This window comes from Streptomyces sp. NPDC001381 (assembly GCF_042895685.1).
In the GTDB taxonomy this organism is placed as follows: Bacteria; Actinomycetota; Actinomycetes; order Streptomycetales; family Streptomycetaceae; genus Streptomyces.
The window spans coordinates 981,308-1,003,044 of record NZ_JBIAWO010000001.1 but is presented as its reverse complement, the minus strand read 5'-3'; the positions used below and the strand labels follow the sequence as shown (position 1 = coordinate 1,003,044).

General features: G+C 73.9%; 19 protein-coding genes. 13 read left to right on the top strand and 6 right to left on the bottom strand.

The features are described from left to right. The first annotated feature begins 124 nt into the window (after positions 1-124). Together ACFY2L_RS04485 and hemW are read left to right on the top strand one after the other, a co-directional pair. Entirely contained in the window at positions 125-2,002 is a 1,878-nt protein-coding gene (locus tag ACFY2L_RS04485; RefSeq protein WP_390821461.1) for a SpoIIE family protein phosphatase, read from the top strand. Between the two features lie 31 nt (positions 2,003-2,033). Next, positions 2,034-3,266 carry a radical SAM family heme chaperone HemW gene (gene hemW / locus ACFY2L_RS04480; RefSeq protein ID WP_390655354.1) on the top strand — a complete coding sequence of 411 codons (1,233 nt, stop codon included), beginning with the start codon at positions 2,034-2,036 and terminating at the stop codon, positions 3,264-3,266. 26 nt (positions 3,267-3,292) lie between these two features. Here hemW and ACFY2L_RS04475 read toward each other — a convergent pair whose 3' ends face one another. Further along, positions 3,293-4,108: a DUF3097 domain-containing protein gene (locus ACFY2L_RS04475; protein ID WP_390821460.1), complete on the bottom strand. Its 816-nt coding sequence runs from the start codon at positions 4,106-4,108 to the stop codon at positions 3,293-3,295. 43 nt (positions 4,109-4,151) lie between these two features. Further along, positions 4,152-4,877, bottom strand: a complete 726-nt coding sequence (locus ACFY2L_RS04470; protein WP_390655357.1) for an MBL fold metallo-hydrolase — start codon at positions 4,875-4,877, stop codon at positions 4,152-4,154. A gap of 159 nt (positions 4,878-5,036) precedes the next feature. Here ACFY2L_RS04470 and hrcA point away from each other — a divergent pair, with 159 nt between their 5' ends. The 4 genes from hrcA to ACFY2L_RS04450 all read left to right on the top strand — a co-directional run bounded on the left by hrcA (position 5,037) and on the right by ACFY2L_RS04450 (position 9,218). Beyond that, positions 5,037-6,053 (top strand): heat-inducible transcriptional repressor HrcA, encoded by a 1,017-nt coding sequence (gene hrcA / locus ACFY2L_RS04465; protein WP_390655358.1) that lies wholly within the window; start codon positions 5,037-5,039, stop codon positions 6,051-6,053. Continuing rightward, entirely contained in the window at positions 6,054-7,187 is a 1,134-nt protein-coding gene (gene dnaJ / locus ACFY2L_RS04460) for a molecular chaperone DnaJ (RefSeq protein ID WP_390655359.1), read from the top strand. Positions 7,188-7,344: 157 nt separating this feature from the next. Then, on the top strand, positions 7,345-8,478 hold the full coding sequence (locus ACFY2L_RS04455) for a nitronate monooxygenase (protein WP_390821459.1): 1,134 nt from the start codon (positions 7,345-7,347) through the stop codon (positions 8,476-8,478). Beyond that, a complete protein-coding gene (locus ACFY2L_RS04450; protein ID WP_390655361.1) occupies positions 8,475-9,218 on the top strand; it encodes a 16S rRNA (uracil(1498)-N(3))-methyltransferase in 744 nt (247 codons plus the stop codon). The genes ACFY2L_RS04455 and ACFY2L_RS04450 overlap by 4 nt, the downstream gene beginning before the upstream one ends. 43 nt (positions 9,219-9,261) lie before the next feature. On the opposite strand, the gene ACFY2L_RS04445 is transcribed toward ACFY2L_RS04450, so the two are convergent. Further along, positions 9,262-9,597, bottom strand: coding sequence for a hypothetical protein (locus tag ACFY2L_RS04445; protein WP_390655362.1), 336 nt, complete (start codon positions 9,595-9,597; stop codon positions 9,262-9,264). A gap of 68 nt (positions 9,598-9,665) precedes the next feature. Between ACFY2L_RS04445 and ACFY2L_RS04440 the strand changes: the two genes are divergently transcribed. The 5 genes from ACFY2L_RS04440 (at position 9,666) to ACFY2L_RS04420 (ending at position 15,807) form a co-directional block, all read left to right on the top strand. Continuing rightward, complete coding sequence (locus tag ACFY2L_RS04440; protein ID WP_390821458.1) at positions 9,666-10,139, top strand: hypothetical protein; 474 nt, start codon at positions 9,666-9,668, stop codon at positions 10,137-10,139. A gap of 45 nt (positions 10,140-10,184) precedes the next feature. Then, positions 10,185-13,385 (top strand): S41 family peptidase, encoded by a 3,201-nt coding sequence (locus ACFY2L_RS04435; protein ID WP_390821457.1) that lies wholly within the window; start codon positions 10,185-10,187, stop codon positions 13,383-13,385. Between the two features lie 140 nt (positions 13,386-13,525). Next, positions 13,526-13,879 carry a histidine triad nucleotide-binding protein gene (locus tag ACFY2L_RS04430; RefSeq protein WP_390655365.1) on the top strand — a complete coding sequence of 118 codons (354 nt, stop codon included), beginning with the start codon at positions 13,526-13,528 and terminating at the stop codon, positions 13,877-13,879. Positions 13,880-13,885: 6 nt separating this feature from the next. After that, positions 13,886-14,791: a ribonuclease Z gene (locus tag ACFY2L_RS04425; RefSeq protein WP_390655366.1), complete on the top strand. Its 906-nt coding sequence runs from the start codon at positions 13,886-13,888 to the stop codon at positions 14,789-14,791. A 20-nt stretch (positions 14,792-14,811) separates the two neighbouring features. Then, positions 14,812-15,807, top strand: a complete 996-nt coding sequence (locus tag ACFY2L_RS04420; RefSeq protein ID WP_390655367.1) for an adenosine deaminase — start codon at positions 14,812-14,814, stop codon at positions 15,805-15,807. On the opposite strand, the gene ACFY2L_RS04415 is transcribed toward ACFY2L_RS04420, so the two are convergent. The 3 genes from ACFY2L_RS04415 to ACFY2L_RS04405 form a co-directional block, all read right to left on the bottom strand. Further along, entirely contained in the window at positions 15,789-16,928 is a 1,140-nt protein-coding gene (locus tag ACFY2L_RS04415) for a nitrous oxide reductase family maturation protein NosD (RefSeq protein WP_390821456.1), read from the bottom strand. The two genes, ACFY2L_RS04420 and ACFY2L_RS04415, sit on opposite strands and share 19 nt — an antisense overlap. Positions 16,929-17,122: 194 nt before the next feature. Then, positions 17,123-18,409 carry an MFS transporter gene (locus tag ACFY2L_RS04410; protein ID WP_390821455.1) on the bottom strand — a complete coding sequence of 429 codons (1,287 nt, stop codon included), beginning with the start codon at positions 18,407-18,409 and terminating at the stop codon, positions 17,123-17,125. A gap of 176 nt (positions 18,410-18,585) precedes the next feature. Further along, positions 18,586-19,389, bottom strand: a complete 804-nt coding sequence (locus tag ACFY2L_RS04405) for an IclR family transcriptional regulator (protein WP_390655370.1) — start codon at positions 19,387-19,389, stop codon at positions 18,586-18,588. A gap of 100 nt (positions 19,390-19,489) precedes the next feature. Here ACFY2L_RS04405 and ACFY2L_RS04400 point away from each other — a divergent pair, with 100 nt between their 5' ends. Next, on the top strand, positions 19,490-20,437 hold the full coding sequence (locus tag ACFY2L_RS04400) for a 5-dehydro-4-deoxyglucarate dehydratase (RefSeq protein WP_390821454.1): 948 nt from the start codon (positions 19,490-19,492) through the stop codon (positions 20,435-20,437). After that, positions 20,434-21,723, top strand: coding sequence for a glucarate dehydratase family protein (locus tag ACFY2L_RS04395; protein ID WP_390655372.1), 1,290 nt, complete (start codon positions 20,434-20,436; stop codon positions 21,721-21,723). Before ACFY2L_RS04400 ends, ACFY2L_RS04395 begins: the two co-directional genes overlap by 4 nt. Positions 21,724-21,737 lie beyond the last annotated feature (14 nt).

Here is a 21,737-nt window from a genome sequence, read left to right as displayed (position 1 = left end):
CGCACCGCTTCGAGCGCGGGCGTAGCAGGGTTCTCACTCATCCGGCTCCACTTCGGTAACTCCTTGCTTATGACCGGGTCCGTCCTGTCACCCTGAGGGCATCCGACCGTCCCGGGAGCTGCGCATGGGGGCCATTCCGACCCAGCGGGAGACCTTCTCCCTCGCCACCGACGCGCTCCCGTACGCGCCCGTCGGCGCGCTCCCGCACCTGCGGACCACCCTGGACGCCGGATCCCTCGCGCCCGGCGCCGCCCGCGACCTGGTGCGCGCCGCGCTCACCGAGTGGGGCGGTGTCGCCGAGCACCTCGTCGGCGACGCGATACTCGTCGTCAGCGAGCTCGTCACCAACGCCGTGGTCCACGCCGGCACCGACGTGGAGCTGCTGTGCCGGCTGGAGGAGCATCCGGAGTGCGGCCGCGCGGTCGTCGTCGAGGTCTCCGACCACCATCCCTCCCGCGCCCCGCGCGACGCCCCGCCCGAACCGCCGTACGAGACCCCGGAGTACGGCCGGGGCCTGCGCCTGGTCGCCACGCTCGCGGACGCCTGGGGAGTGACGTACCGCAGGGGCGCCAAGACGGTCTGGGCGCGGCTGCTGCCGACGCCGTCCGGGCAGCCGTACGACACCGAGGAGGCGGCCGCCCCCGCACCGGGCGCCGCCGTCGGCCTGCTCGAAGCCCTCGCCCCCGAACCGCAGGCCGCGGACCGGGGCCCGGACTGGCTGAACCGGGGCGCCCTGTCCTTCCTGGCCGAGGCCTCCGACCTGCTCGCCGGTCAGCTCGACGAGGACCTGGTCGCCGCGCTCACCAGCCAGCTGCTGGTGCCGCGGCTCGCCGACTGGTGCGCGGTGTGGCTGGAGGACGAGGTCAGCGGACGCGGCGGCTGGGGCGAGTGGGCCGGGGGGCCCGGACCACGGCTGGCCCGGGTGTGGCACGGCAACGAGGGACACATCGAGGAGCTGCGCCGGGCCCTGGAGAAGGACCCGCCGCGGCCGTCCGGTCCGCCGCTCTCGGGCCCCGAGCCCTACCCCTGGCCCGGCACGGCCCTCGGCCCGTGCGGCACGGCCCTCGCCTACCGGCTGATCGCCGGCGGCCGCCCGCTGGGCACCCTGGCGATCGGACAGGCCGGACCCCGGGCCTTCCCCGACGAGGTGACGGGGCTCGTCGAGGACCTCGGCCGCCGGGTCGCGCTGGCGATCGGCGCGGCCCGCCAGTACGCCCGCCAGGTCACCATCAGCGCCGTCCTGCAGCGCGGTCTGCTGCCCGGCGCGATGGCCGAGATCCCCGGGGTGCGCAGCGCCCTGGTCTACGAGCCGCGCGAGCAGGGCGGCCCGAGCGGCGACTTCTACGACCTGTTCCCGGCGGGCGACGGCCGCTGGTGCTTCGCCATCGGCGACGTCCAGGGCAAGGGCCCGGAGGCGGCCGTGGTCATCGGTCTGGCGCGCCCCTGGCTGCGGCTGCTGGCCCGCGAGGGCTACGGCGTCCCCGATGTCCTGGACCGCCTCAACCAGCTCCTCCTCGACGACGCGACCGAGGCCGCCGACGCCGCCGCCCGCGCCTTCGTCGGCCCCGCCGGACCCGCCGAAGGCCCCCAGACCCGCTTCCTGTCCCTCCTCTACGGCGAGCTCGCCCCCTTCGAGGGAGGCGTCCGCTGCACCCTCGCCTCCGCCGGTCACCCGCTGCCGCTGCTGCTGGGCCCGGACGGCTCCGTCGCCACGGCCGCGCGCCCGCAGACCCTGCTCGGGGTGATCGAGGACGCCACGTACACCAGTGACGTGCTGGAACTGCGGCACGGCGACAGCCTGCTGTGCGTCACCGACGGGGTGACGGAGCGGCGCTCGGGTTCCCGCCAGTTCGACGACGGCGACGGCCTGGCCGCCGCGCTCGCCGGATGCGTCGGCCTGGACGCGGAGCTGATCGCGGGGCGCATCCGCCGGCTGGTGCACGAGTTCGGCGAGCGGCCGCCCGAGGACGACCTGGCGCTGCTGGTGCTGCAGGCGGAGTAGGTGTGCGCCGGGGTGCTGGACAATGGAGGGCATGCCTTCCGCACTCCCCGACGGCGAGCCGGTCCCCGACGACGGCGCGCTCCCGGCGCACGCGCTCAACGGCGCCGCCGACCGCCCCCTCGGGTTCTACCTGCACGTCCCCTACTGCGCGACCCGCTGCGGGTACTGCGACTTCAACACCTACACCGCGACCGAGCTGCGCGGCACCGGCGGTGTCCTCGCCTCCCGCGACAACTACGCCGACACCCTGATCGACGAGATCCGGCTGGCCCGCAAGGTGCTCGGCGACGACCCGCGCGAGGTCCGCACGGTCTTCGTCGGCGGCGGCACACCGACCCTGCTGGCCGCGTCCGACCTGGTCCGGATGCTGGGCGCGATCCGCGACGAGTTCGGTCTCGCGGCGGACGCGGAGGTCACCACGGAGGCGAACCCCGAGTCGGTGGACCCGGCGTATCTGGCGACCCTGCGCGCGGGCGGCTTCAACCGTGTCTCCTTCGGCATGCAGAGCGCGCGGCAGCACGTCCTGAAGGTCCTCGACCGCACGCACACCCCGGGACGGCCGCAGGCGTGTGTGGCGGAGGCCCGGGCGGCGGGCTTCGAGCACGTCAACCTGGACCTGATCTACGGCACCCCGGGCGAGTCGGACGACGACTGGCGGGCGTCCCTGGACGCGGCGCTGGGCGCCGGCCCGGACCACGTCAGCGCGTACGCGCTGATCGTCGAGGAGGGCACCCAGCTCGCCCGCCGCATCCGCCGCGGCGAGGTCCCGATGACCGACGACGACGTCCACGCCGACCGCTATCTGATCGCGGACGAGGTGATGTCGGCCGCGGGCTACGACTGGTACGAGGTGTCGAACTGGGCCACCTCAGCGGCGGCCCGGTGCCTGCACAACGAGCTGTACTGGCGGGGCGCCGACTGGTGGGGCGCGGGGCCGGGCGCCCACTCGCACGTCGGCGGGGTGCGGTGGTGGAACGTGAAGCATCCGGGGGCGTACGCGGCGGCCCTGGCGGCGGGGCGCTCGCCGGGGGCGGGACGCGAACTCCTCTCGGACGAGGACCGGCGGGTGGAGCGGATCCTGCTGGAGCTGCGGCTGCGGGAGGGCGTGCCGCTGTCGCTGCTGCGGCGGGACGGGCTCGCGGCGGCCCGCCGGGCGCTGTCGGAGGGGCTGCTGGACAGCGGGCCCTACGGCGAGGGGCGCGCCGTGCTGACGCTGCGCGGGCGGCTGCTGGCGGACGCGGTGGTGCGGGACCTGGTGGACTGATCACTCCGGCGAGCGACCCGGTCGCCTCAGGCCGCACCGCTGTCCGTGACGAAGTCGATCAGTTCCTCCACCCGTCCCAGCAGCTCCGGCTCCAGGTCCTTGTAGGAGCCGACCTTCGCCAGGATCGCCTGCCACACCGCGCCGGTGTTGTCCGACGGCCAGCCCAGGGCCCGGCACACCCCCGTCTTCCAGTCCTGGCCGTGCGGGACCCGCGGCCAGGCCGCGATCCCCAGGGACGACGGCTTCACCGCCTCCCAGATGTCGATGTACGGGTGGCCTACCACCAGCGCGTGCGCGCTGGTCACCGACTGCGCGATGCGCCACTCCTTCGTCCCCGGCACCAGGTGGTCCACCAGGACGCCCAGGCGCGCGTCCGGGCCCGGGGCGAAGTCCGCGACGATCGACGGCAGGTCGTCGACGCCCTCCAGGTACTCCACCACCACGCCCTCGATGCGCAGGTCGTCGCCCCACACCTTCTCGACCAGCTCGGCGTCGTGCCGGCCCTCGACGTAGATGCGGCCGGCGCGGGCCACCCGTGCGCGGGCGCCGGGGACGGCGACCGAACCGGAGGCGGTACGGGCCGGGCGCACCGGACCACCCGACGACGGCCGTACGAGGGTCACCACGCGGCCCTCCAGCAGGAAGCCGCGCGGCTCCAGCGGGAACACCCGGTGCTTGCCGAAGCGGTCCTCCAGGGTCACCGTGCCCGCCTCGCAGCGGATCACCGCGCCACAGAAGCCGGTGCCGGGCTCCTCCACCACCAGGCCGGGCTCCGCCGGGACCTCGGGGACGGGCGTCGGCTTCTTCCAGGGAGGAGTCAGGTCGGCGGAGTACTGGCGCATTCGGATGACGATAGGAGAAGCCCCGGCCCCGGGGGGTGAAGGCTCAGCGCGACACGCCGAAGCGCTCCGCCAGCGCGTCCCGCTGCGCCCGCACGTACGCCGCGTCCACCACGGCCCCGTGACCGGGCACGTACAGCGCGTCCTCGCCGCCGAGGTCGAGGAGGCGGTCCAGGGCGGCGGGCCAGTGGGAGGGCACGGCGTCGGGGCCGGCCTGCGGCTCGCCGGACTCCTCGACCAGGTCGCCGCAGAACACGACCTCCGGGGAGCCGGGGCCGCCGGGGACGAGGACCACCAGGTCGTGGGCGGTGTGGGCGGGGCCGACGTTCGCCAGCAGGACCTGCCGGCCGCCGCCGAGGCCGAGGGTCCACTCGCCGGAGACGAGGTGGCGGGGGCGGACCAGGGTGTCCGCGGCCTCCGTCGCGGTCGTCTCGTCGAGACCGTTGCGCACCGCGTCCGCCCGCAGCTCCTCCGCCCGTACCGTGTCGACGCCCACCGCCCCGAAGACCTCCGCGCCCGCGAACGCCGCGGCACCGAACACATGGTCGAAGTGCGGATGGGTGAGCGCGAGATGGGTCACACGCGCGCCGGTCAGCTCCTCGGCCTGCGCCCGCAGCCGCGCGCCCTCCGCGAGGCTCGACCCCGCGTCCACCACCAGCACCGCGCCCGCCCCGACGACCAGCCCGGCCGTGCAGTCCCAGCCCGGCAGCCGCACCCGCCCGACCCCGGCCGCGACCTGCTCCCACCCCAGCTCTTCCCAAGTCACCGTCATACCGGGACGCTAACGGTAGGACGCCCTGCCACCGGCCGACCTTGCCCGGGGTGTACCCCACAGCCGTACACTGGGCCGGGGAACGCTGGCACTCGGAAGTGAAGAGTGCCAGGGCAGGCGGCCCAGGGGACTGGGGACTACTTCTGGAGGTGTGCGCGGATGCTGAGTGAACGCAGGCTGCAAGTACTGCGCGCCATCGTCCAGGACTATGTCGGCACCGAGGAGCCCGTGGGCTCGAAGGCGCTCACCGAGCGGCACAACCTCGGCGTGTCCCCGGCGACGGTCCGCAACGACATGGCCGCCCTGGAGGACGAGGGGTACATCGCCCAGCCGCACACCAGCGCCGGGCGCATCCCCACCGACAAGGGCTACCGGCTGTTCGTCGACAAGCTGGCCGGCGTCAAGCCGATGACCGCGCCCGAGCGGCGCGCCATCCAGAACTTCCTCGACGGCGCCGTCGACCTCGACGACGTGGTCGCGCGGACGGTGCGGCTGCTGGCCCAGCTCACCCGGCAGGTCGCCGTCGTGCAGTACCCGTCGCTGACCCGGTCCACCGTGCGGCACGTGGAACTGCTGTCGCTCGCCCCGGCCCGGCTGATGCTCGTGCTGATCACGGACACCGGCCGCGTCGAGCAGCGGATGGTGGACTGCCCGGCGCCCTTCGGGGAGACCTCGCTGGCGGATCTACGCGCGCGGCTCAACAGCCGGGTCGCGGGCCGCCGGTTCACGGACGTGCCGCGTCTGGTCGAGGACCTGCCCGACGCCTTCGAGGCCGAGGACCGCGGCACGGTCTCGACGGTGCTCTCCACGCTGCTGGAGACGCTCGTCGAGGAGAACGAGGAGCGGCTGATGATCGGCGGCACCGCCAATCTCACCCGCTTCGGACATGACTTTCCCCTCACCATCCGGCCCGTCCTGGAGGCCCTGGAGGAGCACGTGGTGCTCCTCAAGCTCCTGGGCGAGGCGGGGGATTCGGGCATGACCGTACGCATCGGTCACGAGAACGCCTACGAGGGACTCAACTCCACTTCCGTGGTGTCGGTCGGCTACGGTTCGGGCGGCGAGGCAGTCGCCAAGCTCGGCGTGGTCGGACCGACCCGCATGGATTACCCGGGAACGATGGGAGCGGTACGCGCAGTGGCACGGTACGTCGGACAGATCCTGGCGGAGTCGTAAGTGGCCACGGACTACTACGCCGTTCTCGGCGTGCGCCGCGACGCGTCGCAGGAAGAGATCAAGAAGGCCTTCCGCCGGCTCGCCCGCGAGCTGCACCCGGACGTCAACCCGGATCCGAAGACCCAGGAGCGGTTCAAGGAGATCAACGCCGCCTACGAGGTGCTGTCGGACCCGCAGAAGAAGCAGGTCTACGACCTCGGCGGCGACCCCCTCTCGCAGGCGGGCGGCGGCGCGGGCGGCTTCGGGGCGGGTGGCTTCGGCAACTTCTCCGACATCATGGACGCGTTCTTCGGCACGGCGTCCCAGCGCGGCCCGCGCTCGCGCACCCGGCGCGGCCAGGACGCGATGATCCGGCTGGAGGTGGACCTCGAGGAGGCCGCCTTCGGCACGACCAAGGACATCCAGGTCGACACGGCGGTCGTCTGCGGCACCTGCAGCGGTGAGGGCGCCGCCCCCGGCACCACGGCCCAGACCTGTGACATGTGCCGCGGCCGCGGCGAGGTCTCCCAGGTGACCCGGTCCTTCCTCGGCCAGGTCATGACCTCGCGGCCCTGCCCGCAGTGCCAGGGCTTCGGCACCGTCGTCCCCACCCCGTGCCCGGAGTGCGCGGGCGACGGCCGCATCCGCTCCCGGCGGACGCTCACGGTCAAGATCCCGGCCGGTGTCGACAACGGCACCCGCATCCAGCTCGCGGGCGAGGGCGAGGTAGGCCCCGGCGGCGGCCCCGCCGGTGACCTGTACGTCGAGATCCACGAGCTGCCGCACGCGATGTTCCAGCGGCGCGGCGACGACCTGCACTGCACGGTGACGCTCCCGATGACCGCGGCGGCCCTCGGCACCAAGGTGCCGCTGGAGACGCTGGACGGCCTGGAGGAGGTCGACATCCGGCCCGGCACCCAGTCCGGCCAGTCGATCCCGCTGCACGGCCGGGGCGTGACCCATCTGCGGGGCGGCGGCCGCGGCGACCTCATCGTCCATGTCGAGGTCCAGACGCCGACCAAGCTCGACCCCGAGCAGGAACGGCTGCTGCGCGAGCTGGCCAAGCTCCGCGGCGAGGAGCGGCCGCAGGGCCAGTTCCAGCCGGGCCAGCAGGGTCTGTTCTCGCGGCTGAAGGACGCGTTCAACGGCCGCTGACGGGCAGCCGGGGGCTGCCGGCGCCGCCGCCCCCGGACCCCCGCCGCGGCCCTGCACGGGCCTCGGCCCCGACTGCCACACCGGCTGGTCCCGTCACACCCTCGCCGGAGGGACGGCCGGATTCGGACTTGTTCGGAGGACGTGACAACATGCCGTCATGTCCTCCGCGCTGACCGATCTCTTCCCCCATCCGATCGTGCAGGCCCCCATGGCGGGCGGCGTCTCCGTGCCCCAGCTCGCCGCCGCCGTGTCCGAGGCCGGCGGGCTCGGGTTCCTCGCCGCCGGGTACAAGACGGCCGACGGCATGTACCAGGAGATCAAGCAGCTCCGGGGGCTCACCGGCCGCCCCTTCGGCGTGAACCTCTTCATGCCGCAGCCCGAACAGCCCGGCGCCGGCGACGGGTCCACCGCGACGGCCGGCGCCGCGCCCCTCGACGCCGGCGCGGTGCAGGTCTACGCCGAGCAGCTCGCCGGCGAGTCCAGCTGGTACGACACCGAGCTGGGCGACCCGGACAGCGGCCGCGACGACGGCTACGACGCCAAGATCGCCGTGCTGCTGGACAACCCGGTGCCGGTGGCGTCCTTCCACTTCGGCGTCCCCGGCGCCGACACGCTGGAGTCGCTGCGCCGCGCGGGCACGTTCACCCTGGTCACCGTGACCTCCGTCGAGGAGGCCGGGGCCGTCGAGCAGGCCGGGGCGGACGCCGTGATCGTGCAGGGCATGGAGGCGGGCGGCCACCAGGGCACCCACAAGGACGTCCCCGAGAACGACGGCTCCGGCATCGGGCTGCTCTCCCTGATCGCCCAGGTCCGCGAGGCCGTGAGCCTGCCGATCGTCGCCGCCGGCGGCATCATGCGCGGCAGCCAGATCGCCGCCGTCCTCGCGGCCGGCGCGAGCGCGGCCCAGCTGGGCACCGCGTTCCTCGCCACACCCGAGTCGGGCGCGCACGCCGTGCACAAGGAGGCGCTGACCAACCCCCTCTTCGTGCGCACCGAACTGACCCGCGCCTTCTCCGGCCGCCCCGCCCGCGGCCTGGTCAACCGCTTCCTGCGCGAGCACGGCCCCTACGCCCCCGCCGCCTACCCCGAGGTCCACCACCTCACCTCGCCGCTGCGCAAGGCCGCCGCCAAGGCGGGCGACGCGCAGGGCATGGCGCTGTGGGCGGGCCAGGGACACCGGATGGCCCGGGAGCTTCCCGCCGGGCGGCTGGTGGAGGTCCTGGTGTCCGAACTCGAGGCGGCACGGGCGGCGTTGGCCCGGCGTCCGGCCGGTGAGCAGGGCGTCTCGTGACCGCGCCGGTGTTCGTCGTCGACGAGCTGACCCGCGGCGGCGCGTTCGTGCTGGAGGGGCCCGAGGGACGGCACGCCGTCTCGGTGAAGCGGCTGCGGGCCGGTGAGGCGGTCGTCCTCACCGACGGGGCAGGGCACTGGGCGGAGGGCGAGGTGCTCGCCGCCGAGGGCCGGGACCGGCTGGTCGTGAGCCTGAAGGACGTCGTCGAGGAGCCCGTCGAGTCGCCCCGCGTCACCGTCGTCCAGGCGCTGCCGAAGGGGGACCGGGGCGAGCTGGCCGTCGAGACGATGACCGAGACCGGTGTCGACGCGATCGTCCCGTGGGCCGCCTCCCGCTGCATCACGCAGTGGAAGGGCGAGCGGGGGCTGAAGGCGCTCGCGAAGTGGCGGGCCACCGCCCGTGAGGCCGGCAAGCAGTCCCGCCGGGTCCGCTTCCCCCTGGTCGCCGACGCGGCGACCACCAAGCAGGTGGCGGACATCCTGGCGCGGGCCGACTTCGCCGCCGTGCTGCACGAGGACCGCGACTACGGCAGCGAGCCGCTGGCCACCGCCCAACTCCCCGCCGAGGGCGAGATCGTGCTCGTCGTCGGACCCGAAGGGGGCGTCTCCCCGGACGAGTTGGCGCTCTTCGAACAGGCGGGTGCCAGGGCGTACCGGCTGGGCCGCAGCGTGCTCCGCACCTCGACCGCCGGAACGGCCGCCACGGCCCTGATCCTCGGCCGGACGGGCCGCTGGTCCTGATCCCGGCCGGACGGGCCGTCGGTCCTCGTCGGTGTCGGGGTGTTCAGTCGGGGGTCACCGCGGGGAACAGTTCCCAGCCGTCCAAGTCCTCCGTCGAGGGCAGCAGTCCGCGTCGGACCGCCTCGTCGACCAGGGCGCGTACGACGCCCGGGCGGTGGAGGTTGAGGTGGTGGTGGCGGTCGCCCACACCGCCGGTGTGGGTGTACGCGCCGTCGCCGGCGTAGTGGCCGTCCCCGGTCCGGAAGACGATCCGGGTGCGGACCCCGTCCCGCAACAGGGTGAGGATCTCCCGGCAGGGCTCGTGCCGGTGACGGACCCTCCACAGATAAGTGGTGGTGTCGTCCACGACGAGACTTCTCAGGCGGCGTCGGTCGCGCATGAGTTCAGCGTAGAGCGTGGCCGCATACGGGCTGTCGCGCCGTCTCCGTGAGTGGCAGGCTGCCCTCCATGGGAGCCTTGAGGCGGATGCGCCTTCTCCTGGTCGTGCCGGTGGCCGTGGGCGGCGCCGTGGCCTGCGAGCCGGGCGGCGGGGTGGGCAGCGCCTCCGTGGCGTACACGACCGACCAGGCCGCCACGGCGGAGATCGAGCGGCGGGACGTCGACGTGCGCTGGCTGACCTGCACCGGCGGCACCGAGGACCGTCTCGTCTCCGTCGAGTGCCAGGGGGAGACCGGCGACGGACGGGACGTCAGCGTGGACGGCAAGGTCGTGCGCGCGGTCGACGGCAAGTGTGTGCGGGGTGACCTGCGGGCGGTCGTCGGCAAGAAGGAGGTGTTCCGGGTCAGCGGGCTCGGGGACTGCGGATCCGCGACGCCCTCGCCGGTCGGGCCGTCCGGCTCGGCGCGGCCCGGCGGGCAGCCGACCGTCACGGTCACCGTGACCGTCACCCGGACCGTGCAGGGCAGTGGCGGACAGAAGTGATCGAAACCCCTGACCTGCGGTGCCGTCCTTGCATAGAGTGACCTGGTGACACAGTCCGCGACGCCTGCCGCATACTTCCGACACCCGCACCTGCACGGCGAGTTGGTGGCCTTCGCCGCCGAGGACGACGTGTGGCTCGCGCCCCTCGACGGAGGGCGCGCCTGGCGGGTCAGCGCCGACAACGTACCGGTCTCCTCACCCCGTATCTCGCCCGACGGCACCACCGTCGCCTGGGCCTCCACCCGCGACGGCGCCCCCGAGGTGCACATCGCCCCGGTCGACGGCGGACCGGCCACCCGCCTGACGTACTGGGGGAGTTGGCAGACCCGGGTGCGCGGCTGGACCCCGCAGGGCCAGGTCCTCGCCGTCAGCACCCACGACCAGGCCACCCTGCGCCGCAGCTGGGCGCGGGCCGTCCCGGTCGACGGCGGACCGGCCACCACACTGCCGTACGGCCCGGTCGGCGCCGTGGCCCACGGCCCGCACACCGTGCTGCTGTCCGCGCCGATGGGCCGCGAGGCCGCCTACTGGAAGCGCTACCGGGGCGGCACGGCGGGCAAGCTGTGGATCGACCGGGACGGCACCGGCGACTTCGTCCGGCTGCACACCGAGCTCGACGGGAACATCGAGTACCCGGTGTGGGCCGGGGACAGGATCGCGTTCCTCTCCGACCACGAGGGCACCGGCGCGCTGTACTCGTCCCTCGCCGACGGGTCCGACCTGCGGCGCCACACCCTGCTGGACGGTTTCTACGCCCGGCACGCCACCGGCGACGGCACCCGGATCGTGTACATGTCGGCGGGGGAGCTGTGGCTGCTCGACGACCTCGACGGTGCCGAACCGCGCCGTCTCGACGTCCGCCTCGGCGGGCAGCGCACCGACCGCCGCCCGTACCCGGTGACCCCCTCGCGGTGGCTGGGCGGGGCCGCGCCGGACCACACCGCGCGCGGCAGCGCCGTCGAGGTGCGCGGGGCCGTGCACTGGGTGACCCACCGCTCCGGGCCCGCGCGGGCGCTCGCCGCCGAGCCGGGGGTGCGGGCCCGGCTGCCGCGCACCTTCCGCACGGAGGGCGAGGAGTGGGTGGTGTGGGTGACGGACGCCGAGGGCGAGGACGCCCTGGAGTTCGCCCCGGCCACCGGGCCCGTCGCGGGCGCCGCCCCGCGCCGGCTCGCGGCCGGACGGCTCGGCCGGGTCCTGGAACTCGCCATGGCGCCCGACGGCAGCCGGGCCGCCGTCGCCTCGCACGACGGGCGGCTGCTGCTCGTCGAACGGGAGAGCGGCGAGGTCCGCGAGGTCGACCGCAGCGCCGACGGCGACGTCGGCGACCTGGTCTTCTCGCCCGACTCGGCGTGGCTCGCCTGGTCGCACCCCGGCCCGCGCCCGCTCGCCCAGCTCAAGCTCGCCAACGTCACCGACCTGTCGGTCACCGAGGCGACCCCGCTGCGCTTCCGCGACTACGCGCCCGCCTTCACCCTCGACGGCAAGCACCTCGCGTTCCTGTCCACGCGCGCCTTCGACCCGGTCTACGACGAGCACGTCTTCGACCTCTCCTTCCCGGCCGGCGCCCGCCCGCACCTGATCACCCTGGCCGCGACGACGCCGTCGCCGTTCGGCCCGCAGCGGCACGGCCGCCCCTTCGACGCGCCCGACAAGGACGAGACGCCCGACAGCGAGGGCACCCCGGCCACCCGGATCGACCTCGAGGGCCTCGCCGACCGGATAGTGCCCTTCCCGGTCGAGGCCGGCCGCTACTCCGGCCTCGCGGCGGCCAAGGACGGCGTGCTGTGGCTGCGGCACCCCGTGCGCGGCGTCCTCGGCGCCTCCCGCGCCACCCCCGACGACCCCGATCCGAACACCGAGCTGGAGCGCTACGACCTCGTCCAGCAGCGCATCGAGCACCTCGCCGCCGACGCCGACGGCTACGAGGTCAGCGGCGACGGCAAGCGGCTGCTGCTGTGGACCGACGGCAAGCTCAAGGTCGTACCCAGCGACCGGCGCGCCTCCGGCGACGAGGACAGCGACAGCAACATCACCGTCGACCTCGGCCGGATCCGGCAGCTGGTCGACCCGGCCGCCGAGTGGCGGCAGATGTACGACGAGACCGGCCGCATCATGCGGGACAACTTCTGGCGGGCGGACCTGGGAGGGGTGGACTGGGACGGCGTCCTGGACCGCTACCGGCCGCTGCTGGAGAAGGTCGCCACCCACGACGACCTGGTCGACGTGCTCTGGGAGGTGCACGGCGAGCTGGGCACCTCGCACGCCTACGTCTCGCCCCGCGGCGGCTTCGGCCGGGGCGCCCGCCAGGGGCTGCTCGGCGCCGACATCTCCCGGCACGAGGACGGCAGCTGGCGCATCGACCGGGTGCTGCCCTCGGAGACCTCCGACCCCGACGCCCGCTCGCCGCTCGCCGCGCCCGGCGTCGCGGTGCGGGCCGGGGACGCGATCGTCGCCGTGTCGGGGCATCCGGTGGACCCGGTGACGGGCCCCGGCCCGCTGCTCGTCGGCACGGCGGGCAAGGTGGTGGAACTGACCGTCTCGCCCTCCGGCGGGGGCGAGCCGCGGCACGCGGTCGTGGTCCCCGTCGCCGACGAGGAGGCGCTGCGCTACCACGCGTGGGTCGCGGACCGGCGGGCGTATGTGCACGAGATCTCGGGAGGCCGGCTCGGCTATCTCCACGTGCCGGACATGCAGGCGCCCGGCTGGGCCCAGATCCACCGCGACCTGCGGGTGGAGGTGGCCCGTGAGGGGCTGGTCGTGGACGTCCGGGAGAACCGGGGCGGACACACCTCGCAGCTGGTCGTGGAGAAGCTGGCGCGGCGGATCGTCGGCTGGGACGTGCCGCGCGGCATGCGGCCGTTCAGCTATCCGGAGGACGCGCCCCGGGGGCCCGTGGTCGCCGTCGCCAACGAGTTCTCCGGGTCCGACGGGGACATCGTCAACGCGGCGATCAAGGCGCTCGGGATCGGACCGGTGGTCGGCACCCGCACCTGGGGCGGCACGATCGGTATCGACAGCCGCTACCACCTGGTCGACGGCACCCTCGTCACCCAGCCCAAGTACGCGATCTGGCTGGAGGGTTACGGGTGGGGCGTGGAGAACCACGGCGTCGACCCGGACGTCGAGGTGGTCTGTGCTCCGCAGGACCACGCGGCGGGGAGGGACGTCCAGCTGGACGAGGCGGTACGGCTGGCGTTGGCCGCGCTGGAGTCGACGCCGGCCAGGACGCCCCCCGCGCTGCCGTGACCGTCCAGGGGGCTCCGCCCCCTGGTACCCCCGGCCTGTGCCCGCCGACCACCCGACTCGGTGGGCGAAGAGGTGGCCGTCGTCCAGCCACCGCTCGCTACGATGCCCCGTAAGAGATCACCCGCCGCAAAGGAGACCCCATGGCCGGGGAACCGCAGGACGACTGCCTGTTCTGCAAGATCGTCGAAGGGCACATCCCGGCGACGATCGTCCGGGAGACGGAGACGACCGTGGCGTTCCGGGACATCAACCCGCAGGCCCCGACGCACGTCCTGGTGATCCCGAAGGCGCACTACAAGGACGCCGCCGTACTGGCCGCCGAGGCGCCGCAGCTCGCCGCCGACGTACTGCGCGAGACGCAGGCCGTAGCCGACGAGGACAAGCTGGAGAGCTACCGCATCGTCTTCAACACCGGCACCGGCGCCGGCCAGACCGTCTGGCACGCCCACGCGCACGTCATCGGCGGCCGCGGCCTGCAGTGGCCCCCCGGGTGACCTGCCATGTCCGTACGTGAACTGGTCGTCCTCGGCACCGCGAGCCAGGTCCCGACCCGGCACCGCAACCACAACGGCTACCTGCTCCGCTGGGACGGCGAGGGCATCCTCTTCGACCCCGGCGAGGGCACCCAGCGCCAGATGCTGCGGGCCGGTGTCGCGGCCCACGACATCGACCGGATCTGCGTCACGCACTTCCACGGCGACCACTCGCTCGGTCTCGCCGGGGTCGTGCAGCGCATCAATCTCGACCAGGTCCCGCACGAGGTCACCGTCCACTACCCGGAGTCGGGGCAGCGCTTCTTCGACCGCCTGCGCTACGCGACGGCCTACCGGGAGACGGTCGAGCTGACCGAGGCACCGGTGAGCGCCGACGGGGCCGTCGGCAGCCTGGGCTCCTGCACGCTGGAGGCCCGCAGACTCTCCCACCCCGTCGAGTCCTACGGCTACCGGCTGATCGAACCCGACGGCCGCCGCATGCTCCCCGAACGCCTCGCCGCGCACGGCATCAAGGGTCCGGACGTGGGCCTTCTCCAGCGCGAGGGTTCCGTGCGCGGTGTCTCGCTCGACGACGTGAGCGAGATCCGGCGCGGCCAGCGGTTCGCGTTCGTCATGGACACCCGGATGTGCGAGGGCGTGCACGCGCTCGCGGAGGGCGCCGACATGCTCGTCATCGAGTCGACCTTCCTCGACGAGGACGAGCGACTCGCCGTCGAGCACGGTCATCTGACCGCCGGTCAGGCCGCCCGCGCCGCCCGGGACGCCGGCGTACGGCATCTCGTGCTCACCCACTTCAGCCAGCGCTACTCGGAGCCGGACGACTTCGAGCGGCAGGCGAGGGCGGCGGGCTTCGACGGCGAGCTGACCGTGGCTCACGACCTGCTGCGGGTGCCGCTGCCGAAACGGCGGTAAAGCGGACGTACGATGCTTTGATGTCCCTCCCGAAAGCCGAACTGCACCTGCACATCGAAGGCACCCTGGAGCCGGAGCTGGCCTTCGAGCTGGCCGCCCGCAACGGGGTCGCGCTGCCGTACGCCGACACCGACGAACTCCGCGAGGCGTACCAGTTCGAGGATCTGCAGTCCTTCCTGAACCTGTACTACGAACTCATGGCCGTCCTGCGCACCGAGCGGGACTTCGAGGATCTGGCGCGCGCCTACCTCGCCCGCGCCGCCGCACAGGGCGTGCGGCACGCGGAGATCTTCTTCGACCCGCAGGCCCATCTGGCCCGCGGCGTCGGCATGGGCACGGTCGTGGAGGGGCTGTGGCGGGCGCTGGGGACCAGTGAGGCCGACCACGGGATCTCGACCCGGCTGATCCTCTGCTTCCTGCGCGACGAATCCGCCGAGTCGGCCCTCGAGACGCTGGAGGCGGCCAAGCCCCACCTCGACCGGATCATCGGCATCGGGCTGGACTCCGCCGAGGTGGGGCACCCGCCGGTGAAGTTCCGCGAGGTGTACGAGGCCGCCGCCGCGCTGGGGCTGCGCCGCGTGGCGCACGCGGGGGAGGAGGGGCCGCCGGAGTACATCACCGAGGCCCTCGACGTCCTCGGCGTCGAGCGCGTCGACCACGGGCTGCGCTGCATGGAGGACCCGGCGCTCGTCGAGCGGCTGGTGCGGGAGCGGATCCCGCTCACCCTGTGCCCGCTGTCCAACGTGCGGCTGCGCACGGTCGACACCCTCGCCGACCACCCGCTGCCCGCGATGCTCGACGCCGGGCTCCTCTGCACGGTCAACTCCGACGACCCGGCCTACTTCGGCGGCTACGCGGGCGACAACTTCGACGCCGTACGGCAGACCCTGGGCCTGAGCGAGGAACGGCTGCGCGAACTGGCCCGCAACTCCTTCACCGCCTCCTTCCTGGAGGACGACGAGGAGCGGCGGGCGCGGTGTCTCGCCGAGGTGGACGCCTACACGTTTCCCTCGTAGGGCCCGGTCCTCGCCCAGCGCCTGGTCTTCACCGTGGCGGTGTAGCCGCAGCAGGTGAACTTGCGGATCCGGGGTCCCGAGGTCTTGGTGATCTTCACGTGGTTCAGCCGGGCGGTGGTGTCGACGGACGACGCGATGACCGCGACACCGCCGACCCCGCCCCGGACGACGTCCTTGGCCGCGGTGAACGACCCGTCCTGGAGGGCCATCCCGAAGTACGCGTTGCCGGTCATGCGGTTGCGGCTGATCCTCGCGGTGTCCACCGCGTAGATGCCCAGCTGGTTGCCGGTGAGGCGGTTGCCGGTGATGACCGTCCCGGGGGCGCCCGCCAGGATGCCGGCGTGCTGGACGTCCTCGAAGAAGTCGGTGCCGCATCCCGGGTCCGGTTCGCGGCAGGCGTTGTCACGGACGACGTTGTGTTCGATCCGGCCGGTCGCCTCGATGAACTCGATCCCGTCCGTCGAGAGCTTCTTCTGTCCGACGACGACGTTGCGGACCAGGGTGGCGCGGGAGCGCGCGTTGAGGACGACGATGCCGGCGCCCTGGTAGTCCGTGATGCGGGAGTCGGTGATGGTCGCCGATCCGGTGCCCTCGGGAAGGCCGCCGACGAGGACCGCGGTGGCGCTGCGGAAGCACGGTGCGAGGGGGGTGTCCTTGATGTGGGTCACCTTCGCCCGGCCGAGGTCGAGGTGGGCCCCGCCCATGACCCGGATGCCCGCTCCCAGCGCGCCCTTGTCGCAGGTGCCGGAACCCGGCCCGCTCACCGTGAGACGGGAGATCCGCACCGATGCCGCGTCGTCGAGGGTGACGATGGCGGTGCGGCCGTCGGGTCCCTTCACCAGCTTCCTCGGGGCGCGGATCGTGGTCTTCCCGGCTCCCGCCCCGGTGAGGGTGAGCTTCTTGCCGATCGTCACCTGCTCCCGGTAGACGCCGGGGCGGACGGTGACGCGGTCTCCCGGTCGCGCGGCGTCGACCGCGGACTGGATGGTCGGGAAGGCCCGGGTGGGGACGACCAGGGCGCGCGGTTTCGGCTTCGGCGTGGCGGACGCCGGTGCCAGGGCGCCGATCGCCACCAGGGGCACGGCCCCCAGCAGCAGGCCCACGATGCGTGCAGACCGCATGTTGCTCCTTCGGGCAGCCGGATCCGGGGTGGTGGGATCCGGACGGTCGGATTCGACCGACATCATCGGCAGCGCGCCGAGGGCACGGACCCCGGAAAACCCGGCGGGGGCACTCATTGCAGTAGCGGACTCACCTCAACGGCCCACCGGCGCGGGGCGTGCGGCGGGGCCGGGACACCGCTCGGCCGGGTCGGTCAGGTCCCGGAGCCCGGGGAGGCGCCCGCCTGCCGGGGGCCGGCCGTGTCGTAGGCGTCCGGTGCGGGTCTGGCCGGGGTGTCCAGCTCGATGAGCTCGACGACCGGCTGCTCCGAAGCGCCGCCCCGGCGCCGCACGGCGCCCGCGGACAGCGGCCGTCCGCCCGTGTGCAGGGCCACGGCGGTCATCGGTACGGCGACGACGAGCAGCCCCGCCCCGAGCACCAGCCCCATCACGGGGAACCCGGCCTGTGCCGACAGCACGCTCCCGGTCAGCGGCCCGGCGGCGGTGCCCAGTGAGCCCGCGGAGCCGACGAGCACCGCCCAGCGGCCGCGCGGGTCGAGCGAGGCGGCCAGCCCGATGAGGTACGACAGGACGACGGGGTAGAGCACGTTCCAGGCGATCTCACCGGTCGCGAAGCTCACCGGACCGGTCGCGGAGGCGCTCACGACGACGCAGCCCGCGATGAGGACGGTCCCGCCGCCGATGGGCACCGCCCGTCCGAGGCGCGGTCCCAGCAGTCCCGCGCCGAGCACACCCATGAGCCCGGCGCCCAGCGCCACCGCGAAGACGGCGCCGACCGCCGCCTCGCCGAGGTGGGCCTGTGTCAGCCCGATCCGGCCGCTGACTCCCCACAGGGAGTTCTGCACCAGCGACCAGCAGGGCATGGCGGCGGCCAGGACGAGACCGGAGCGCAGATGGGGCAGACGGGCGCGTTCCGCGCGGCGGGCCGTCGGCGCGGGGGCCGTGCGTCCGGGCAGCCGGCCGGTCAGCGGCCACACGGCGGCCGCGGTGAGCGCGATGGCGGCGAGCGGCTGGCCGTGCCCGGCCCCGAGCCGCGGCACCGTCAGATAGACGGCGGCGGCCAGCCCGGAGACCGCGAGCAGGCCCAGCGTGGAGGCGCGGTGCGGATCGGGCTGGGCGGCGATCCGGGTGGCGGCGACCGTCGTGGCCGTACCGGAGCCGAAGCCGCCGAGGACGGCGCCCGCGACCACGGCCGGGACGTCACCGGCGAGGGCGGCCCCGCCGTAGCCGAGCACGGCCAGCGCGAGTCCGGCGCGGGCCAGGGTCCGGGCGCCGATCCGTTCCACCCGCGAGGCCAGCAGGAATCCCGCCGACGCCGAACTCAGCAGCAGCGCGCTGCCGACGGCACCCGCCTCGGTGGCGGTCAGGGGAAGTCCCGAGTCCAGCCGGCCGACGACGGTCGGCAGCAGGTAGGGGGCGAGGTATCCGGCCGTGAAAAGGGCGAGCAGGGGCCAGGGCGTGGGGGTGCGGCGGGCGAACACGGGCGTTCCAGGGCATGCGAAAAGAAGCGGCTCGAAAGGGGGTGGGGCGCAGGCCGTCGACGGACGGGAACGCGCGGGCAATTTGTATCAAGCGCGGGGAGGGAGAAGAAGCGCGGGGTGGGTGATGTGGATCACTTTGGGTTTGGGATGGGAGTGGGCGGGTAAAAGGGCGCGTTTCAGCGCCAGTTCACGGTTCCCGTCGAGCCGTTCCCCGTCCCCGGCGCGGTCGCCGCCGCCTCGATCTTCGCCCGGATCTCCCGCATCACCGCGACGATCCGCTCCTCGTGCTCCGCCGTCAGCCGGGCCACCGGCACCGAGCAGCTGATCGCGTCCTGCGCGGGACGGTCGTAGCGCAGGGCGAAGCCGAAACCGACGATGCCGGTGACGCCCTCCTCCCGGTCCACCGAGTAGTCGCGCGCCCGGACCCCGGCCAGGTCGGCGAGCAGCGACTCCCGGCTCGTGTGCGACCTCGGCGTCAGTGCCTCGTACGGCCCCTCGGGCAGCTCGGCGTCCGGGCGTTCGGCCAGCAGGGCCTTGCCGAGCGCGCCCACGTGCGCGGGCAGCCGGCGGCCGACCCGGCTGATCGTGCGCAGGTACGCGTGCGACTCCCGCGTCGCCAGATAGGCCACGTCCCGCCCGTCCAGCCGCCCCAGGTGGATGGTCTCGCCCAGCGCCTCCGACGCCTCGTCGAGATACGGGCGGACCAGGCGGACGCGCGGGTCGGAGTCCAGGTAGCCGGTTCCGGTCAGCAGGGCGTGGATGCCGATGCCGTAGAGGGAGCCGGTGACGTCCGTGCGCACCCAGCCCCGGCCGATCAGGGTCTGCAGCAGCGCGTACATCGAGCTGCGCGGCACGCCCAGCGCGTCCGCCAGCTCCTGCAGCCGCGCCGGACGGTCCCCGCGGGCGGCGAGGAGTTCCAGCAGCTCGACCGTGCGGGCGGCCGACTTCACCTCGCGGACGCCGCCTGTCTCCTCTGGCATGGCCCGATCGTAAGGCGCGGGCGGCGCCGGGCCCCATTGACGGGGGGCGTTCGCATATCTAACCTCCATCTTCATACATGGATGACGTCTACATGGGGAGATGGCGAGGGTGAGCCTCGAAACGGACACGGCGCGTCGCCTGCGCGACGGCATGGCGCGGGGCGTGCTGTCGTTCCCGCTGACGAGCTTCCGCGCGGACGGCTCGCTCGACCCCGACGGCTTCCGCGCCCACGTCGCCGCCCAGCTCGCCACCGCGCCCGGCGCCGTCTTCCCCGCGTGCGGCACCGGCGAGTTCTTCTCCCTGGACGAGGACGAGTACCGGCAGGTCGTCACCCTCGCCGTCGAGGAGGCGGCCGGCCGGGTCCCCGTCGTCGCCGGCACCGGCTACGGCTGGGCGCAGGCCGTGCGCTTCGCCCGGATCGCCGAGGAGGCGGGCGCCGACGCCCTCCTCGTCCTGCCGCACTACCTCGTCGCCGCCCCGCAGGACGGCCTCGTCGCCCAGCTGGAGCAGATCGCCGCCCGCACCCGGCTCCCGCTCATCGCCTACCAGCGCGGCCAGGTCGCCTTCAGCGCGGCCTCGTTGAAGCGCATCGCCGCCATCCCGACCGTCATCGGCCTCAAGGACGGCCACAGCGACCTCGACCGCCTCCAGCGCCTCACCCTCGCCGCCCCCGAGGGCTTCCTCTTCTTCAACGGCGCCGCCACCGCCGAGATCCAGGCCCGCGCCTACGCCACCGTCGGCGTGCCCGCCTACTCCTCCGCCGTCCACGCCTTCGCCCCCGAGATCGCGAACGCCTTCTTCGCGGCGCTGCGGGACGGCGACGGAGGCACGGCCGACGAACTGCTGCGCGCGTTCTACGTCCCGCTCGTAGAACTGCGGGACCGGGTGCCGGGGTACGCCGTGTCCCTGGTGAAGGCGGCGGCCCGGCTGCGCGGCCGGCCGGTCGGCCCCGTGCGCGCCCCGCTCACCGACCCCTCGGCCGCCGACCTCGCCGCCCTCAGGACCCTGCTGACCACCGGACTCGACCTCGTAGGAGCCGCGCTGTGAACCTCACCATCACCGACGTACGGCTGACGCCGATCCTGGTCGCCGACCCGCCGCTGCTCAACACCCAGGGCGTGCACCAGCCGTACACCCCCCGGCTGATCGTGGAGGTCGAGACCGCGGACGGGGTCACCGGCGTCGGTGAGACGTACGGCGACACCAAGTACCTGGAACTGGCCCGCCCGTTCGCCGAGAAGCTGCCCGGCCGTCAGGTCGCCGGTCTGAACGGGCTGTCCGCCGTCGCCGACGAGGTGGCCGTCGACGGCTCCCGGATCTCCGGCCAGGTCGACGTGGGCGGGCTGCGCGGGGTCCAGACCGCCGACAAACTGCGGCTGTCCGTCGTCTCCGCCTTCGAGGTCGCCTGCCTCGACGCCCTCGGCAAGGCGCTCGGCCTGCCCGTGCACGCGCTGCTCGGCGGCAAGGTGCGGGACACGGTCGAGTACAGCGCCTACCTCTTCTACAAGTGGGCCGACCACCCCGAGGGCATGGCCTGCGAGAAGGACGACTGGGGCGCCGCCCTCGACCCCGCCGGGATCGTCGAGCAGGCCCGCCGGTTCAAGGAGCGGTACGGCTTCACCTCCTTCAAGCTCAAGGGCGGCGTCTTCCCGCCCGACGAGGAGATCGCCGCCGTACGGGCGCTGGCGGAGGCCTTCCCCGGACACCCGCTGCGGCTGGACCCCAACGGGGCCTGGAGCGTGGAGACCTCGCTGCGGGTGGCGCGGGAGCTCGGGGACGTCCTCGAGTACCTGGAGGACCCGGTGCTCGGCACCCCGGCCATGGCCGAGGTCGCGGCGGGGACCGACGTGCCGCTCGCCACCAACATGTGCGTCACGACGTTCGCCGAGATCAAGGAGGCGTTCACCCGGAACGCCGTACAGGTCGTCCTCTCCGACCACCACTACTGGGGCGGGCTGCGCAACACCCAGCAGCTCGCCGCCATCTGCCGGACGTTCGGCGTCGGGGTGTCCATGCACTCCAACACCCATCTCGGCATCTCGCTGGCCGCCATGACCCAGGTCGCGTCGACCGTCCCCGGCCTCCACCACGCCTGCGACTCCCACTACCCCTGGCAGTCGGAGGACGTCCTCACCGAGCGCCCGGCCTTCCACGACGGCAGGGTCACCGTCTCCGACGCGCCGGGCCTCGGCGTCGCACTCGACCGCGAGAAGCTGCGGCTCCTGCACCGGCGGTGGCTCGACGACGACGGTGCGCTGCGCGAGCGGGACGACGCGGCGGCGATGCGCGTCGCCGACCCCGCCTGGGTCACCCCGGCCGTCCCCCGCTGGTAGCGCTCCCGCCGCGG

Bases quoted from the DNA above. Each gene is read 5' to 3' on its own strand.
- ACFY2L_RS04485 (WP_390821461.1), top strand. From the start codon at position 125: ATGGGGGCCATTCCGACCCAGCGGGAGACCTTCTCCCTCGCCACCGAC.
- hemW (WP_390655354.1), top strand. From the start codon at position 2,034: ATGCCTTCCGCACTCCCCGACGGCGAGCCGGTCCCCGACGACGGCGCG.
- ACFY2L_RS04475 (WP_390821460.1), bottom strand. From the start codon at position 4,108: ATGCGCCAGTACTCCGCCGACCTGACTCCTCCCTGGAAGAAGCCGACG.
- ACFY2L_RS04470 (WP_390655357.1), bottom strand. From the start codon at position 4,877: ATGACGGTGACTTGGGAAGAGCTGGGGTGGGAGCAGGTCGCGGCCGGG.
- hrcA (WP_390655358.1), top strand. From the start codon at position 5,037: ATGCTGAGTGAACGCAGGCTGCAAGTACTGCGCGCCATCGTCCAGGAC.
- ACFY2L_RS04455 (WP_390821459.1), top strand. From the start codon at position 7,345: ATGTCCTCCGCGCTGACCGATCTCTTCCCCCATCCGATCGTGCAGGCC.
- ACFY2L_RS04445 (WP_390655362.1), bottom strand. From the start codon at position 9,597: ATGCGCGACCGACGCCGCCTGAGAAGTCTCGTCGTGGACGACACCACC.
- ACFY2L_RS04440 (WP_390821458.1), top strand. From the start codon at position 9,666: ATGGGAGCCTTGAGGCGGATGCGCCTTCTCCTGGTCGTGCCGGTGGCC.
- ACFY2L_RS04430 (WP_390655365.1), top strand. From the start codon at position 13,526: ATGGCCGGGGAACCGCAGGACGACTGCCTGTTCTGCAAGATCGTCGAA.
- ACFY2L_RS04425 (WP_390655366.1), top strand. From the start codon at position 13,886: ATGTCCGTACGTGAACTGGTCGTCCTCGGCACCGCGAGCCAGGTCCCG.
- ACFY2L_RS04420 (WP_390655367.1), top strand. From the start codon at position 14,812: ATGTCCCTCCCGAAAGCCGAACTGCACCTGCACATCGAAGGCACCCTG.
- ACFY2L_RS04415 (WP_390821456.1), bottom strand. From the start codon at position 16,928: ATGCGGTCTGCACGCATCGTGGGCCTGCTGCTGGGGGCCGTGCCCCTG.
- ACFY2L_RS04405 (WP_390655370.1), bottom strand. From the start codon at position 19,389: ATGCCAGAGGAGACAGGCGGCGTCCGCGAGGTGAAGTCGGCCGCCCGC.
- ACFY2L_RS04400 (WP_390821454.1), top strand. From the start codon at position 19,490: ATGGCGAGGGTGAGCCTCGAAACGGACACGGCGCGTCGCCTGCGCGAC.